Raw genomic sequence first — 17909 nt, 5'->3', positions numbered from 1 at the left:
AGAGCAGAGAATGAGTGATCTAGTCAACAATGAAACAGTACCAAGCCCTGCTCCATCATTTAGCTTGTTAACTTCGACACGGCAGCGGCAATTTTATCAAACATGGCTTTGCGAGAGCTAAGCTCATTAAAGAAGAAATGATCCCCAGCTAATGGGTAGCAACCTAGCCACTGGGTGGTGTACTCCTGCCAAGCTAGCATATGGCTGTGACTTGGAATATCTGGATCATCCTTGCCATAGAAAACCAGTAAAGGTCGGTTTATTTTTTTTACTCTATCTTGCAGCATATTATCATTAAGATGAAGATCGTTACGTAAAATCGCTAAGAAGAAGTTCATTGCATCTTCATTTTGAAATAGTTCAGAAGGCACATTGTTGTAGTGACGCAGTAAGTTTATTAACCCTGCACGACTCAGCAAATGCTTGGCTGGCATTTTGCGGGTGTAACTATGTGTAGGCCTGCCACTAACAATAATCATTTTTAATTGCTTAAATAGTGGCGTGTGTTCGATTGCTGCAATGACACGCCAAAGTAGTGCAGCCCCCACACTATGACCAAACAACATAAATGGACTGAGTGGATGTGACTTAATTTCGGTTATAATATGGTGCGCAAGAATATCAGGATCATGGAGCAAAGGCTGTTTAGCTAATGCCCCATGGCCTGGATACTCGACGGGTACAATGGTAATGTCGTTGGTTACTTGTTTTTTCCAAGCTGTATATAAAGCGGCACTACTTCCAGCTGGAGGTAGACAAAATAAGTTAATAGTCATGAGGTACTACTTTCGATATTTATATTTTGGTACTTATCATCACGATTTTTCCGTTCAAGTATCAACCAAGCAAGCATGGCAACCGCTAACGTTAGGAGTACGCCAGCAATAGTAATGATGCTATAACCAACATATTTAGCCAATGCCATACTAATGGCGGAATAAATAAATCCCATTAAAGACACTAAGCTAAATTGTAAGGTAAAAAAAGTAGCTTTACGGTGAGTGACAGCAGCCTTGTCCATGATCATAGTTGAAAGTGTCACAAGCAATGCTGGAAAACCAATAAAATAAATCGTAACGGCAGTATAAACTGTTAACTTATCGGTATAACCCATTGTTATTGGGATAATAAAAGCTAAGCCTAACGCTTGTGTTAGGGTAATAGTTAATAATGCCTTGATGCGTCCTAAGCGAGTGATCACCGCTGTTGCGAATAGGGCCGATACAACGCCTATTGCTGAACCAAATACTTTGGTTATGAATCCGACTTCACCCAGCTGCCACCCTGCATCGATTAATAATGGTGTTAATATGGCAAAGCCACTAGTGAAACCAATAGGGTATATTGCTAATAGCATAAACCATCGGCGCTGGCTTTTTATAAAATGATAGACATCACGCAATAAATTCCCTGAGTCAATATGTTGTACCTTAGTAGCTGATTGCTCGGGTTCAGTGAATAACACTATTTGCATTAACGAAATAGACGTTAATCCTGCCAATACCCATAATGAACCATGCCAGTGTAACCATGGATACAACATCAGTATCAGCCCGCCGCCAATAATGTTGCCCAATAAATTCCCCGAAAATTGGATGCTGCTGGCCCATTTTCGTGAATCGGCATCAAACAGTTTACAGGATAAGCCATCGACAGAAACATCTTGAACACTCATAAAAAACATGTAAAACAGCAATGCAGCAAATATCCAGCTAAATTGATGCTCTAAATTCATCATCCCAGTGAGTATCAACAGTAATGTCATACCCGCTTGGGCAACAATTAGCCAGCTTCGATATTGACCTTGAAAAAAGCAGCGGTATTTATCGATTAGCGGTGCATAAAAAACTTTACCTGCTAGCGGCAACATTGCCAAGTTTAGCAATGCGAGTTTATCTAGCGGTACACCTTGTTGCCGCAGAATGGCAACAGCTGCTGATAGAATAAAGGCAATGCCTATGTATTGAGAAATGTAAATGCTGGCCAGCATTGGCCAAGGAAACCTTTTACTAATCATTGTATTACGTCCATAACTAAGGCTGAGTGTACGCTAAGAAAGCTAATTTTAAGATTTGCAAAAATAGCACTTAATTAACATAAATGAAATTATAAACAATTATCATTTAAAATAATAGGTGGTGATAGTTAATACAATTACATTAATTAAGATTTTACGTCTCGCACAGAAAATTGCTGAGGAATACCGTTGCTTCAGTCAAAGGGTTTACATTCAGGTAGGAAAATATGAAGTTGATAGGTTATTTAGTGAACGGTACTGTCTTTGGATACCCGCATAGTAAGAGTTCATAGCGTAATCAGTCAATTACTTACCTTTATCAATGTGTAAGTAATTGCTTGACTAAGAAGGTAAAATAGAATAGCTTAATTACAATTGGTAATTGTTATCATTTGCATTTATTGTAATTGCCTTGTGCTGATAGGGACAGACAATACTGTTTTTATCAGCACAAGATAATTACAAAATTGTGAGCGAAAAAAGCAAAGGAACAAGGAATGCAAAAATCTTCTAGTCGGTTTATCTCAGATATCATTCACTTTGACCAAAATGAGGTATCTGTGTTTGCTACGAGCGAACATCAGTTATTTGCACTTGATTGTGTTGCTACTATTACTACTCCAGCATCTCAGCGGGTTACACTAAATCAGAAAATTGATCAGGCCTTTGCTTCCCTATACGAACAAGGAGTAAAGGATCCTATTTTGATTGGTGCAATCCCATTTGATAATACAAAAAATTCAGCATTGAATGTGTATAGCAGCTACGTTAAAGAACCTCGTGATGCATTTATTGAACAAATAACAAGCGACAATTTTGCAATAAAGAATAAAACAAGAATAACTAGTGAAACACATTTTAAAAATAGTGTTAGCAGTGCTCTTTCTGCGTTTGACCAGTTGGCAATAGAAAAAATTGTGTTGTCACAATCGTTAGAAGTGGAGTTTGAACATTCTCAACCTCCCCTACGAATGGCGAGGCAATTGATGAATAAAAATCCACATGCTTATACGTTTGCTATTCCTGTTGCTAACGGCCACGTTTTATTGGGCGCGAGCCCGGAATTGTTGCTATCTCGTCATGGTAATCAAGTGGTTAGTAATCCATTAGCGGGATCGGCAAGGCGTACTAACGATGAGCAGTTAAATAGCAAGCATGCAGCAAATTTACAGCAATCAAGTAAAGATAATGATGAGCACCGATTTGTTGTTGACAATATTGCGCGTAACTTAGCGCCTCATTGTTGCCATTTATCAATATCAGAGCAGCCACATATACTCGAAACTTCAAGCATGCTACATCTGTCTTCAATTTTTACAGGGCAACTGCGTCAAGGTGCTGCGAATGCATTAAATTTAGCATTAGATTTACATCCGACGCCTGCAGTATGTGGTACACCCACGGATCTAGCCAAAAACTTTATTCTCGAGAATGAAAATTATGACCGTCAATATTACACCGGATTAGTTGGTTGGATGGACTCCAAAGGTAATGGTGAGTGGGTGGTTACTATTCGATGTGGTTTATTATTTGATAATCGCATGACCTTGTATGCAGGGGCAGGCATTGTCAAAGGCTCAGATGCTGATGCTGAATGGCATGAAACTGAATCTAAATTACAGACCATACTCGGCGCATTTTCAGCTAGCTAATTAATCTAACTTAATATTAAGAACCCCTATATGACTATTCCAGCGATCCAAGATTATGCATTTCCGACTGCCAATGAATACCCTGCAGCTAAAGTTGATTGGGCTATAGAACCGAAAAAAGCCGCTTTATTGATCCATGATATGCAAGACTACTTTATTAATTTTTACCATCCAGCTAGTCCTATGATGAGCCGAGTTATTAAGCAGATTTCAGCACTCAAAGCATGGGCAAAAGAACAGCGAATCCCGGTGTATTACACTGCACAACCGGCTGAGCAAAGTGACGAGAGTCGCGGGTTATTAACCGATATGTGGGGCCCAGGTTTAACCGCTAAGCCTGAGCTGGCAAACATTGTTGCATCTCTTACGCCAGAACAAAGTGATCGGTTACTAACTAAGTGGCGCTATAGTGCTTTTTTCTTATCTGATCTAGCTGAACAGATGATGCAAGAGCAGCGTGATCAACTGATCATTTGCGGTATTTATGCGCATATTGGGGTATTACAAACAGCTGCTGAGGCTTTTATGAAGAGTATTAAGCCGTTTGTTATGGCTGATGCTATAGCTGATTTTAGCCGTGATGATCATTTGTATGCACTACGTTATGTACAACGTAACCTTGGGATGGTGAGCACGGTGACTGAAAGTATCGCGATTGATTCCCTGATATCTAGTTAACTAAAAAATTATTCGCAGTAAATAAAACAATGTTATGACACGGTTCGGTTTTTATACGGGCATTGATTAAGTTACTGAAAGTATGCAGTTGTCCACACTGTTATTGGCGTAACTTGTGAAGATGCAATGTGGCTCATAATCACAGTTTTAAGGTCTATGATGAATCAACAACAGAGTAAAAAAATAGCATGGGTGACGGGTGTTAATCAGGGGATTGGTGCGGCCATTTTTCAGCGTTTTCATGAGCAGGGAATGCAGGTGGTTGGTTTTGATATTAGTAAGCGTAATGTTCCTGAACAGCTGAAACCATTTGTTTATGAGTGCGATGTAAAACGATCATCACACGTTGATGAACTATGTCAGCAACTGCTGGTAAGTAGTCCGCCAGACTATTTTGTTAGTGTTGCCGGAGTATTAGAGGTTAACAAAATAGCACAAGCCACGATCGCACAATGGCATAACACATTTGCTGTTAATTTGTTTGGACCGGTTTATTTTATGCGCTGGTTAACACCTCATTTTCAACAGCGACGGGCTGGCAGTATTGTTTTTGTTTCTTCTAATGCTGCACGCGTGCCACGGGTTGGAATGGCGGCTTATGGCGCTTCAAAAGCAGCACTAACTAATATGGCAAAAACTCTCGCACTTGAATTGGCGCCATATTCTGTAAGAGTCAACTCGGTCTCTCCTGGATCTACTTTTACGTCGATGCAAACTGACATGTGGGTTAATGGTGGTAGTGAACAGCGTACCATTGCCGGTGACATGGAAAATTACAAGCTAGGTATACCATTGCAAAAGTTGGCAACGACAGCAGATATTGCCGATGCAGTCACTTTTTTAACGAGTGAGCAAGCGGGTCATATCACCATGCATGATCTGGTGGTAGATGGTGGCGCAACGCTTGGTGGATGAAATCATTGCTCCTTCAATTAAAATAGGTAGAAAATGGAATTAGATAACATAGAACTCGAAATAGTAATTACCGAACAACTAAAACAGATCTTAAAGTTGGCAGATGAAACTATTCCGGTAGCCGCTAATTTGATTGAGTTTGGTCTGCATTCATTGGCTATCATGCAGTTAGTTAATACTTTTCAGGAAGAATACCAACTGTCCTTGAATTATGTTGATTTTGCTTCAGCGCCGAGGATCATTGATTGGATAGTACTGCTTAATCGTGCACAAAAGAGCGATGAGCAAAAGCCACTAACCGATGATGATACGATGAGTGATTTGCCTTCATTATCGACTTTCAACTTGGATGCTATTGCAAGTCAGCCAGAACTAAGTGAATGTGCGTTGTCGGAAATGCAGTATTCCTTCTGGGCTGGACAGCAATCGACGGCGCTATCTGCTCATTTATATGTCGAATTTGACGGCCAAAATATTAATCCTACGGTGTTGAACCAAGCAATCCAGCTATTATTAAAAATGCACCCTATGTTAAGTGTGGTTATCTCAAATAATGGGCTACAAACTATTGCTGATGTTGATCCTAATTATCAAATTGAGATTGATGATTTACGCGATTCTGACAGCGTTGAAATTGCGCAATTTTTGCATCAAAAAAGGATTCGTTTAGCCCATCAAAAATTGGCGATAGAGCAAGGGGAAGTTATTTATTTTAGTTTAACGCTATTACCAGAGCAAGCACATCGACTCCACATTGATGTTAATATGATTGCTGCCGATGCACCAAGTATTTTGTTAATTTATAGAGAGTTAGCGAGTATTTATAAAGGCGAACACACGCAGCTTACAAGATGCAAACAGAGTTATTTTGACTACCTTCAACAACGACAACATGACAGCACATTAAAACAGACGATTCAGAACGATCAAGCATGGTGGCAAGATCGGCTCACGGACATTGCACCACCGCCAAAACTGCCCGCTAGAGCGGAATATTTTCGACCAGACACATTTGTTTGCGATAGCTTACATCACACTTTTTCTCAGCAACATAAGCAGGCATTAACAGCCCTTGCCGATAAATATCAGGTGAGCTTGTCTAATTTAATGCTAGCGGTGTTTTCTATTACAGTTGGAAATTGGTCTAGCGCTAATCGGTTCAGGCTTAACCTGCCGGTATTCAAACGCCAGCCTTATAGCGACAACATTAATAGCTTAGTCGGTGACTTTACGGATCTAGTGATACTGAATGTTGAGTTGCGCGATGATGAGCCTTTTAACATTATGTTGCAAAGATTGGCAGACGAACGTCAAAGAGTACAACAGCACAGTGCCTATTCAGGTATTAATGTACTGAGAGACTTGTCTAAATTACATGAAGATACGCAAATAGCCCCGATTGTGTACACTTGTGGATTGGAGCACGGCGAAATTATTCCTGAATCGGTAACAAAAACTTTAGGTAAGCCTGTTTGGTGTGTATCGCAAGGACCAATGGTTGATTTGGATGTGCAAGTGGCTGAGCATAATCATGGAATACTCATTAATTGGGATGTACGTGTTGCGGCATTTAAAGAACATGTTATCAGCGAAATGTTTTCTGCTTATCTGGGATTACTTGAAGCATTAGTCAATTCGCCACAACGGGCAGAATTACCGTTAACTATACAGCTACCTTTAACGCAGCGTCAGAGGCGGCAACTGCATGGTGATTTGCATTCTCATCCGCAAGCAATGATAAAACCCTTGCAAAGTGATTTTTGGCAACAAGTTAAACATAATCCAGAAAATACCGCCCTGTGTTTTGCAGAGCAGACCATTAGCTACGCACAATTAGCAACAAATGTGAGCAATGTCGCCGTTAACCTAACTGCTAAGCACGTTAAGGCCGGTGATTGTTTGGCAATTGAGCTCAGTGAAAGCGAAGCTTATATAACAGTCATACTTGCTATTTTATCGATTGGGGCAAGTTACGTTATCGCTGAAGGTAATGTGTCAAATCAATGGACTGAGTCATATAAGAAAAATCATTGTCAGTATTCGGTTACTAATAGCCAGATAGTCGCTAGTAACCAGTTCTGTTATGCTGAATTAGCACAGCTGCCAACCATCAGTGAAGCTAACTTCACGATGCAAGAGCCGTTATCTGAGTCAGCATTAGCGTACATTGTACTCGATGCAGAGCATCAAACAGCTGTTAAGGTAACTCATCAAGGAATTGTTAGTAGCTTACTTGATATCATTACCTTATTTAGTTTTGATCAAACTACTCGTTTATTATCGCTGTATAATCCCTTTCAAAAGTTGGTGGCACTGGATATCTTTGCTACGTTGTCATCGGGTGGTACTTTAGTTTTAGTTGAGCAATTACATAAACTAACCCCATCACTGTGGGCTCAGTTTATTCAACAGCAACGAGTTAATACCTTACATTGTTCTGCAACACAGCTAAGCGCACTACTCAATAATGTTAAAGAAAAGTCACTGCCATCATTAGCGTATGTTTTGGCAGGAGCTGAGCCCGTTGCCACGCAGTTGTGGCAGCAACTACAAAGCCATAACCCGAGTGTGCAGTTGGTTGCACTCGCAGGCGCTAAACAAGCAGCATTTTATACCAGTTATAGTGTTTGCGACGAACATAAGGCTAAGCAAACAGCTTTTATGACTTATGGTACACCTTTACCGAGTATTGGCTGTAGAGTGTTAAACGAGCAAAAACGAGATTGCCCAGATCACGTGATTGGTCAATTATGGGTAGCGGGAGCTGCTATTTGTACTGACGATTTGGTGTCAGCCGAGGAGTCGGTAGCTGCTCGTTATGAACAACAGGGAGTTATTTGGTACAACACCGGAAATTTTGCCTATTACCAACAAAGTGGTGAAATTCAACTGTGTGGTTCAGCATCGCAACTGCTTTACAATCAGGGCTATGTTATAGAGCTACAGGCTATTGCAGCATTGATCGTAAAACTAGACACCGTGTTAGATGCCTCAGTGCAGTTTGTAATGGATAAAGGTAACAAGATATTAATCGCAGGGGTTGTGATTAAAAATGACACTGTGCAACAGCATATGATCCATAAACAGTTAGCGAAAATTTTACCTCGTCAGTTATTGCCCAATCACTATTATTTAGCAACAGCTTTACCTGTCAATGCCAATGGTCACATTGACCAACAGGCGTTGCTGAGAGATTGCCTGCAAGAGTGTGAAGTTCAGCAAGCTAGCTCAAATAGCTCAGCCTTACAGCAAGCGGTCGGTTATATTTTTGCCAGCACCATTGGCACCGATATAAGTAGCAATAATCTTGATGAAGACTTCTTTAGCTGTGGGGGCGACTCTTTGCTTGCAACTCACTTAGTCGCCGCGGTTAATCAGTATTTTAAAGGTTGTGAGTTAACCGTAGTTGATGTTTTTATCGAACGTACTGCAAATAATTTGGCTAATAAAATCAGTGACAAGCTACCTGAAATAGCTAACGATATTGCCGAGGTGTTATTAAAAATATTAAGGAAAAATAATGCGTATTGTTGATTCACAGCCCCTAAACCCATTACAGCGTGCATATCTATTAGGTCGTAATACGCAAATTCCACTCGGCGGTGTGGCAATGCATGACTTTAGAGAGTTTTATTGTCACTTTAACGCCTGCGAATTAGAAACTGCCGTGTCGCAATTAGCCGAGAAATATTCGGTTATGCGCACTTTGATTAATGAACATGATCTAAAGCAAGAAATATTAGCAGACGTTATATTAAATATTGAGATAGTCGACCTGCGTGAGTGTGAACAGCAAAGTGTGCAACATGAGCTCAACCATTTACGGGAGAAATATTCGCATAGTGTGCTGCCGTTAGAGCGACCACTTTGGTGTATGCGGCTGGTGTTATTACCAAAAAACATGAACCATGATGACAAGCATGCGCTTTTATTTACTAGCTTTGATGGTCTGATTGTTGATGGTTATGCGGTTGCTATTTTATTAAGTGAGTTGTTTAACGGTAAGGCAACGCATCAAGTGATGAGCCAACGGCAAACACCGCCGAGTTATTTCACTAACAACAGCATTGATAAGGCCTATTGGCAAGATAAATTGGCGAATGTTGACAGTATTACTACTTTGCCTTGGAAGCGCGATTTAGAAACGATTTTTTCGCCTCATTACGTAAGACAGGGCATTATTATACCAAAAAGGCTCTGGCAAGCGATTGCCGCGATGGGAGCTAAACATCAGTTGCTACCTAACTCTGTGCTGAGTGCAGCCTTACTCGAAGTGGTTGCATTGTGGGCAAATGAGCATTATTTATTATTCTCTATGCCTATTTCAAATTCAATATTGCATCAACAGTTGGGTAATCACTCGTCATTTATTGCTGTTGAATACCGCGCAAATACGGAAGTCAGTTTTATTGAAAAGGCACAAACGCTGCAAAAAAATGTATTAAATGCGATGGCACATACGACATTTTCAGGGATTGAGCTAGGAAAGTTGCTGGTTAAGAAAACAGCGAAAATGATTACGTTGCCAGTTGCAGTGACCAACGGCCTGAGTTGGGGAGCAAGCGAGTATGAGCACGTTGACTATATTTCGGGTGTTACACAAACGCCACAATTAGCCTTAGATATTCGGATCAGTCAAACTGCGAAAAATGATATTGCGATTGATTTCGATTATGCTGAGCAGGCGTTACCGGCGCTTGTGATTAGTGAAATGTTGTCTACTGTTGAGCAATATTTGCTTGCTATGTCGAGCTTGAGTGACTTACAGAGTGTAGCGCCTCCTGATTTATGTACACAGGTAACGGCAAAAGCATCGGGACTGCCTGAAGGTGAACCAGGCTCTGAATACGTGGCTGAAGCTATAGTCGACAATTATTTAGAGCAGATAAAAGAACATCTATACGGCAACAGTAATAATAATACCGCGCTCATTTACGCAGAGCAAAAGATCAGTTATGCAACCTTGGGTAAGCAAGTCGCTAAGATTATCAATCAACTATCTGCATTAAATATTAACAAGGGCGATGTGGTTGCTATTTGTTTACCTAAGAGTCCAGAGCATATTGCAGTGACGTTGGCATGCTCACTGAGTAATATTATTTGGTTACCTATTGATATGGGATCGCCAATACAACGAATTCAATTTATGCTTGCTAATTGTCAGGCTGATCTGGCGATCATTGATAAAGCACTTGATTATGATGGGATCAACACTATCAATATTGATCAGATCCTCGATAATCCAGAGGTGTCTGAAACGCTCGAATGTCAGCCGCTATTTGATGCTGAGCCAGGTTATTACCTTTACACTTCTGGTAGTACAGGTACACCCAAATGTGTAGTAATGAACCATTTAGCGACGGCGAATGTAGTAGCGGTAACCAATCAAACATGGCAGTTAACTAAGGCCGATGTTTTGTTTGCAGTGACGCCATTTCATCATGATATGTCGATATACGAGTTATTTGGTGCCATGTCTCTCGGGGCTAGTTTAGTTGTGCCCACTCCAGAGCAAACAAAAAGCGCAATGGATTGGAGTTCTCTGATAGCACAGCATCAGGTTTCAGTTTGGAGTTCTGTCCCAGCCATTGTGGATATGTTATTAGCTTGTGCACAGCCACAGCAACTGCTTTCACTGAAATTAGTATCGCAAGGAGGAGATTACGTAAAACCTAGCATCATTGAAAAACTACGCCAATATGTACCTCAGGCAAGGTTATTTTCCATTGGAGGACCCACAGAGACAACTATCTGGAGTATTTGGCATGAGATATCCCCCTTCGATAAAGATATTATTCCTTATGGTATGGCATTGAAAAATAATCGTTATTACATACTAAATGAAAGTGATCAGCACTGTCCTAACTTTGTGATCGGCACTATTTGTATGTCAGGTGTTAATTTGGCAAATGGTTATCTTAAAGCGGGTGAAATCAATCAACATGATTTTGCGATGATCACTAATCCTGAAGGCGAAACGGTGCGGGTATTTAAAACCAGTGATCGGGGATATTTCCGTGATGATGGCAAAATTATTTTTTCTGGTCGCAAAGAAGGTTATTTAAAAATACGTGGGGTCAGGATCGCCTCAGCCGAAATTGAATTAAGTTTAAGCAAACATCCCTCTGTACGCGATGCTATTGCGCTTGCCTGTGTCAATCCGCAATATGCGAGCAGTGAGCTGGTTGCTGTTTATGTTACAGAGAATAATCAGCCTGTTAGTACAAACAGCTTACGGCAGTTCTTACAGAGTAAGCTGCCTAATTCGCATATTCCATCTCGATGGTTACAATTAGAACGCATGCCGCTGACGGGGAATAGAAAAATTGACCGAAAGCAGTTAAAAGTATTGGCCGAGCAGCGTATCTATCAAAATTATACTGACTCAAATTGCTAAACAGCTATCACAAACACTGGCAACAGATGTTGATCTTTATAGCTTGGTGATATCGTAAAGGCTTTGCCACATAAAAATAGTAAGCCCCCTGAATCTGTTAGTTAGTGAGCTAATCAGGCCGTAGCGGTTTACCATGCTTGTTAAACCGCTACGTGCGAGCACTGTATGTTTTTAATATAACAGTGTCCTTGTGTTGGGCAATGACTTGGTTAAACTTTTTTCAATCGCCAATAACCTTTGGTGTGATTATTTTTGCCCGTAACTTTGCGTTTATTTCGTAAATAGTGTCTGACTTGCTTGGCTGATTCAGATTCGAATGCGGCCCACACAACATCAATCGTTTCAAACTCCTCTAGCACCGCTAAGACTTCATCACCTTGACGTTCAGCTGCACAAACAACAGGTTGTATATGACTACCTTGAGGCAATGACACATCGTCAAAATAGGCCTGTTCATCTGCAACTGCGCTTATTACTACGATGTGCGGTGGCTGCGGGTTCTGCCAATGTTCAAGAATGCCAGCTAAAGCTGGATAAGCAGTTTCATCGGCTATTAATAACGCCTGGCCGGCACTCAAATGGGGATGTTTATCGTCAGTCTCAGAGCGACTCATAATAATATCATTAACGCTCAGCGCTTCGCTCCAGAGACTACCCAGGCTACCACCATGGGTAAAAATATCTATATATCCTTGATCAAAAAACTCAGCGTCAATGCTACTTTTCCATGACTTACGTAACGTATATAAGCGAACATTTTTGTTCATATTATAAAGTAGCTTTTGGCGGCTTTGACTGGATAAATGCTTCATCAACCATATAAAAAAACGATCAAACAAGCCTTTTAACCAGTGTTTTTTATTGCTTGCAGCTGGTTTTTTAGTTACCGGTTTTTTCATGCTTTTTAATAAAAAACCATAGGCATAGCCTGGGTAATATGCTGGTAATGGTGTGTCACTTTTAACGGTTAGACGTAGCATATTGGTAGTGAGTTTTTGTTTATTAGTGACGGTAAAAAAGTGTTTCCCTGAGCCGCTAAAATCACGTCCTTGTTTGACAATTGCTGCATAGGCTAAATAAAGAATTTGCTCCTCTAAATCACCTTCTATTTCAAACTGTATGAAGTTCTCTATTTCTTGAGAATTGTTATTTAAGGTCATCTCAACCAGTACACCCTCTTGAAATATATCGAGAATTTTTGCCGATAATATATTTTTTTGAGGCTGAGCACTCTGCGCTATGGTTAATAACTCTTCAGTGTGATCTTGATTAACATGCTCAATAATATCTAACTTTTTATCTATTTCTTTAATTGGAGTACGGCTGTTCATAAAGTCCTTATTTACACTATGGCGTTATAATGGTGTTACTTTTTGTACCTGTAGTCGCTGAATATTGCAAGCTACAGAGGGGCTGGTTTTGCTAATTTATAGGGTCAACCCTCATAATTCAGGTACGATGTGATAGGCTAATGGCGCAAATCCATTAAATTCAATAGCACTATAACTTGTTGTATATGCCCCAGTAGATAGCCAGAATAAATGATCGCCAATCGCCAGTGATGAAGGTAATTGGTATTGATGATGCTGGTACATTATGTCCAAGCTATCGCAAGTTGGTCCAGCTAAAACGACCGGTTGAGTTGTCCCTTCCTTGGCCGTTAGTAATGGGTACTTTATTGATTCTCCGAGCGTTTCGATTAAGCCATTAAAAGTGCCAACATCGGTATAAATCCATCGTTCGGCGGCGTTTGATTTTATATATTTATCAGTGATCAAGACTATTTCTGATACTAAAATACCCGCATCGCCTACTAATGAACGACCTGGTTCAATAATGATGCGAGGCATTTTATCTGCAAAACTATCTTTTAAAAATTGATGGATCGACATGGCATAGGTTTTAAAGTCGTCGGTTTGTTGAAGATAATGAGCTGGTAATCCACCACCAAGATTGATCATTTCTAACTGGATGTTGTGCTTATGTTTTACCTCATCAAATAGCACTTTTGTAGCCTCAATCGCTTGTCGCCAAGTCGCAATATCACGCTGCTGTGAGCCAACATGAAAGGATATACCATAAGGTACAAGCCCAAGCGCTTTCGCTTTGACGGCCAGCCCTACAGCAACCTCACTAGAGCAACCAAATTTATTAGATAAAGGCCAATCTGCACTTGACGAGCCATCAAAGAGTAATCGAATATAAACTTTTGAGCCAGGCGCGTGCTGAGCGATATTATTCAGATCGGCCTCGCTATCAGTGGCAAAAAGTCTGACTCCCTGAGCATAGAAATAAGCTATATCCATTTTCTTTTTAATGGTATTACCGAATACAATACGTTCAGGATCGATCTTAAAGGCGAGGACTTTATCCAGCTCTGGTGATGAGGCAATGTCGAAGTTAGCGCCAAGCTTTGCTAGTAACTGAATGACTTCATTTGCGGGGTTGGCTTTGACAGCATAGAAGATATCGCTTAAAGGAAATTCTTCAACCATATCACGATAGCGTTGCTCAACAACGGATAAATCTAAGATTAAAAATGGGGTTGCATGCGCTTTAGTTAGACGTGCTATGTCATTTGCAATTTGCGGATTAAAATAGTGTGGCAATTTCATACTAAGTGTTTTCCAATTTTTGATGATCATTGCTGATGAGTGTGTTGTAAATAGGGGAGTGATAAAATCTGTCACGAGTAAAGAAAAACAACGACGCTGTTTTTTCTGGTAACTTAATCTTTTTCTGCTCTTCATAGCCTAAGCCATTGGATAAGCGATGGAATTGTTCGACTTTACTGTCTGGCTCACAGATTATTTTTGTAGTAGTGGGGCTAGTACTGAAAATAAAGTCTGCTAGCATTGACAGTAGGGGCGCTAAATGACCACGCCCTAAAAAATGCTTTTCACCGATCAGAAGATGTATACCCATATCATTTTCTTCTGCGCTGTAATAGCGGGCAATACGATCACGTTTACATTCATATATTTCAGCATACCCTGCGGGTTGGCCATCTATTAGCATGATGTAAAGTCGTTGATGATCATCAGCGAGCATTTTCTCGAAAAATATGTGCAGCTCTAGTTCTGGCTTGTTTAATTGCCATTGAGGGATCACATGATCTGTATGCATCCATCTGTGCAAAAGTGCTAAGTCATCAGGATAGCGGACTTGCTGCAATTCGTAATTAAGCTTATTCATCGATAGTAAAAATTCGTTTGGCAGTGTGCGTGATAGTGTTCGCATACTTGTCCCCCGCTAAGTTTTAGCCTTTATGTTGTTTTGAGCGTGATGTCATTCGTCGTTTAATTAATAATTCTTTTGTTACTCTGGTAAAAACTCTTGAAAGCAAATTTTGTGTTCGACTGGATAGACCTCTCGATTGAGAATTTGATTAATTATGATCGAATTTCGGTAGCAGCCCATGCCTAGATCAGGCGCAGAAATACCATGTGTATAAAGGCCAATATTTTGGGCATAAATATTTTTGTCGTTGTTTAAAGTGTAATCTTTATTGGGGAGCAAGCGCTCTTTATTGTCCCAATTGAGTAGGTGAGCAATGGGGTGTAAACACTCTGGTATTTTATATTCATAACCGAGCGACAAAATGACTATTTCAGATTCTAAAGTAAAATCTTTTTCTACATCTTGCTTTGTGCAATATAAGGTAAATAGCTCATCTTTTCGTATAACTTGATTGAGTTGTGTATTGGTAATTAGTCGTGTTGAAACTCCTAGTTTTTTCGATTTAATGTACAGCAAATCATAAATGTCATTAATTAATGTTAGATTGATCCCTTTATACAGCGGCGCTTGTTTATGAATTATTTCATCTCGCTTTTGGGCGGGTAAATTGTAGAAATGGTTAGTGTAATCTGGTGACGTTAACTCCAACGTTAATTTACCTAAATCCATTGCAATGAAACGTTCTGAACGCGTGATCCAATTTAATTGATATTGATGTAAATCGATTTCTGTCAGTAGATCATAATATACTTCAGCACCACTTTGTCCGCTGCCAACAATAGTGATGGATTTTTTATCTTTATAGTCTTGCTTATGAGCTAAATAATCTGCGCTGAAATGAATGTCCCCTTTGAATGAGCGGCAAAAATCAGGCAAAACGGGACTTGTGCCAGTACCAAGTACTATATGTCGGGCCTTAACTTGCGTACATACATTCTGGCTGCTGCGTGTTTCAACTGTATAAATCTTTGATTTTTCATCATAACTTATTTTTTCTACATGATTATCAAAATGCACATTATTGAGCCGTGCAATCGCCCATTGGCAATAGTCGTTATATTCTGAGCGTAAAATAAAGAAGTTTTCTCGAATATAATACTGATATAGCAGCCCTTGCGATTTTAAATAGTTGAGAAATGAAAACTGACTAGTGGGATCAGCAAAAGTAACTAAGTCGGCTATAAAAGGAATTTGTAATGTACTCCACTCCAGCATAATGCCACTGTGCCAGTCAAAGTTACTTTTTTTGTCAAAAAATATACAGCGCATGTCAGCTAATGGTTCAGTCATACAGGCCAAGCTTAGATTGAAAGGGCCTACACCAACGCCGACAATATCGTAAATATCATTATTCAATGGACTATCCTATTATTTTGCTGCACAGCTAAGCTGGCGTCTGTTGACCTTGCCGACTTGGGTATATTGGAATTTTTCTACCAGTTCAATTTCATCTGGTAACTTGTAGTCGGCGATATTCTTTTTCATCAAAAAGACGCGAATATCACGCAGTGATAAATGGCTCGTGTGATCTTGTTGCAAAATAATCTGTGCTTTTGAACGCTCGCCCAATAAAGGATCTTTAACGGCCACAACAGATACATCTCTTACCGCAGGGTGTCCTAAAATAAGATTTTCTATTTCACTGGGAGTAATTTTTTCACCGGCACGATTGATTTGCTCTTTTTCACGCCCAGTTACAACAATATTTTGATGTTTATCAAGGTAGCCTATATCACCGGTGATATAAAAGCCGTCGGATGTGAAACTATGCTGATTAATCTCTGGCGAATTATAGTAACCATTAATAGTGTAGGGACCACGTGTGAGAATATAACCGATGGACTCATTAGCGAGTGTTTCTCCCATGTCGTCGACAATTTTGATTTCGTCATAGCGTGATAGCGGTTTACCTTGCGTATAAAGTATGGTCTGTTGATTATCGTCAAGCTGAGTAAAGTTCACTAAACCTTCAGCCATACCATAGACTTGTTGTAATTTAGCACGCAACTTGTTGTTGATGGACTCAGCGAGCTCAGGGAGTAGTTTTGCTCCGCCTACTTGTATAACTGCTAAGCTATTGAGGTTAAAGCGTGAAAGTTGCGGTGAATTAATCCATAAGTTGACCAAGGAAGGAACCAGCGAGACTTGTTCGATACCCTGTTTTTCAATGAGAGCAAAGCAGGTTGCTGGACTGGAGTCGGTGCTTAAATAAACGCTGGCACCGACAAAAAATGCGCCTAAAAAGCCTGGCGAACTCATGGTAAAGTTATGCATAACGGGTAACACAATTAGCTGCTTACTATTGCTATTTAGTTTAGCGACCGCGACACTCTGTTGCACTGAGTATAAATAGTCAGCATGAGTACGAGCGATTAATTTAGGAAGACCCGTTGTTCCGCCTGAAAGCTGTAAAAAAGCCACGGCGTATGCACTACCATTAAACTGTTCGAGGTGCGGTGTATCTTCACTGAGATGTATAAATGACTGCGCCAGTATCGTCTCGCTAGTGAGGGTTTCTCTAAACCAAAGTTTAAAGTTGGGTTTGCTAAACCCGAGCGCGATATCCATGGCGTCTTTTGCTGCTTGACCCGCCATATTGATTTTTATGTAGCCCACAGCTCGGCTATTGATGGCAATATTTTCAATCTCATAAGCCCCATGCCCGTTTAGACAAAATACAGGACGTGCCCCAATGTAATATAAGCCAAATAGCACTATAAAAAATTCAATAACGTTAGGAGATTGAATAACAACAAAATCTTCGGCTTGAATACCTTGTTTATGTAGATAACTACCATATTTTGCCGCATAGTGATAAAGCGCTTGATAGCTTAAAGTTTTGTCAGCTTGGCTGACCGCGAGTTGTTTGCCGAACTGTTGGCTAATGCGCTCAAGTAGTTGTATATGGGTTTCATTTTCCCAGCACCCAAACTGCTGATAGATTTCAGCACGCTCAGCTGGAAAAGGAACGAATCCATTTTTAATATCTCTGTCAGAAAACATATTTGAT

Annotated in this window: 12 protein-coding genes; 5 read left to right on the top strand and 7 right to left on the bottom strand. The window is 40.2% G+C overall.

What is annotated here, in order from left to right; translation table 11 throughout:
* Positions 1 to 59: 59 nt before the first annotated feature.
* Both HHO47_RS01835 and HHO47_RS01830 read right to left on the bottom strand, forming a co-directional pair.
* Positions 60 to 776 (bottom strand): thioesterase II family protein, encoded by a 717-nt coding sequence (locus HHO47_RS01835; RefSeq protein WP_169018341.1) that lies wholly within the window; start codon positions 774 to 776, stop codon positions 60 to 62.
* On the bottom strand, positions 773 to 2017 hold the full coding sequence (locus HHO47_RS01830) for an MFS transporter (RefSeq protein WP_169018339.1): 1245 nt from the start codon (positions 2015 to 2017) through the stop codon (positions 773 to 775). Before HHO47_RS01830 ends, HHO47_RS01835 begins: the two co-directional genes overlap by 4 nt.
* Before the next feature lie 497 nt (positions 2018 to 2514).
* On the opposite strand from HHO47_RS01830, the gene HHO47_RS01825 reads away from it, so the two are divergent.
* From HHO47_RS01825 to HHO47_RS01805, 5 genes are all read left to right on the top strand, one after another.
* Positions 2515 to 3669 (top strand): isochorismate synthase, encoded by a 1155-nt coding sequence (locus HHO47_RS01825; RefSeq protein WP_169018337.1) that lies wholly within the window; start codon positions 2515 to 2517, stop codon positions 3667 to 3669.
* A gap of 30 nt (positions 3670 to 3699) precedes the next feature.
* A complete protein-coding gene (locus HHO47_RS01820; protein WP_169018335.1) occupies positions 3700 to 4347 on the top strand; it encodes an isochorismatase family protein in 648 nt (215 codons plus the stop codon).
* A 156-nt stretch (positions 4348 to 4503) separates the two neighbouring features.
* Complete coding sequence (gene dhbA, locus HHO47_RS01815) at positions 4504 to 5262, top strand: 2,3-dihydro-2,3-dihydroxybenzoate dehydrogenase (RefSeq protein WP_211183573.1); 759 nt, start codon at positions 4504 to 4506, stop codon at positions 5260 to 5262.
* A 33-nt stretch (positions 5263 to 5295) separates the two neighbouring features.
* The gene (locus HHO47_RS01810) at positions 5296 to 8796 is read left to right on the top strand and encodes a condensation domain-containing protein (RefSeq protein WP_169018333.1); all 3501 of its coding nucleotides are present in this window, start codon (positions 5296 to 5298) and stop codon (positions 8794 to 8796) included.
* The gene (locus HHO47_RS01805) at positions 8783 to 11659 is read left to right on the top strand and encodes an amino acid adenylation domain-containing protein (protein WP_169018331.1); all 2877 of its coding nucleotides are present in this window, start codon (positions 8783 to 8785) and stop codon (positions 11657 to 11659) included. The genes HHO47_RS01810 and HHO47_RS01805 overlap by 14 nt, the downstream gene beginning before the upstream one ends.
* Positions 11660 to 11868: 209 nt before the next feature.
* On the opposite strand, the gene HHO47_RS01800 is transcribed toward HHO47_RS01805, so the two are convergent.
* From HHO47_RS01800 to HHO47_RS01780, 5 genes are all read right to left on the bottom strand, one after another.
* On the bottom strand, positions 11869 to 12990 hold the full coding sequence (locus HHO47_RS01800; RefSeq protein ID WP_169018329.1) for a siderophore-interacting protein: 1122 nt from the start codon (positions 12988 to 12990) through the stop codon (positions 11869 to 11871).
* Between the two features lie 111 nt (positions 12991 to 13101).
* Entirely contained in the window at positions 13102 to 14274 is a 1173-nt protein-coding gene (locus HHO47_RS01795; protein WP_169018327.1) for a type III PLP-dependent enzyme, read from the bottom strand.
* Between the two features lies 1 nt (position 14275).
* Positions 14276 to 14899 carry a GNAT family N-acetyltransferase gene (locus HHO47_RS01790; RefSeq protein ID WP_169018325.1) on the bottom strand — a complete coding sequence of 208 codons (624 nt, stop codon included), beginning with the start codon at positions 14897 to 14899 and terminating at the stop codon, positions 14276 to 14278.
* A gap of 78 nt (positions 14900 to 14977) precedes the next feature.
* Positions 14978 to 16255 (bottom strand): lysine N(6)-hydroxylase/L-ornithine N(5)-oxygenase family protein, encoded by a 1278-nt coding sequence (locus HHO47_RS01785; protein ID WP_169018322.1) that lies wholly within the window; start codon positions 16253 to 16255, stop codon positions 14978 to 14980.
* 12 nt (positions 16256 to 16267) lie between these two features.
* Positions 16268 to 17902 (bottom strand): (2,3-dihydroxybenzoyl)adenylate synthase, encoded by a 1635-nt coding sequence (locus HHO47_RS01780; RefSeq protein ID WP_169018320.1) that lies wholly within the window; start codon positions 17900 to 17902, stop codon positions 16268 to 16270.
* Positions 17903 to 17909 lie beyond the last annotated feature (7 nt).

It is taken from the genome of Pseudoalteromonas arctica (genome assembly GCF_012927645.1).
Lineage (GTDB): Bacteria > Pseudomonadota > Gammaproteobacteria > Enterobacterales > Alteromonadaceae > Pseudoalteromonas > Pseudoalteromonas arctica_A.
The sequence above is the reverse complement of the archived record's forward strand: the minus strand, read 5'-3'. Positions and strand labels throughout refer to the sequence as shown.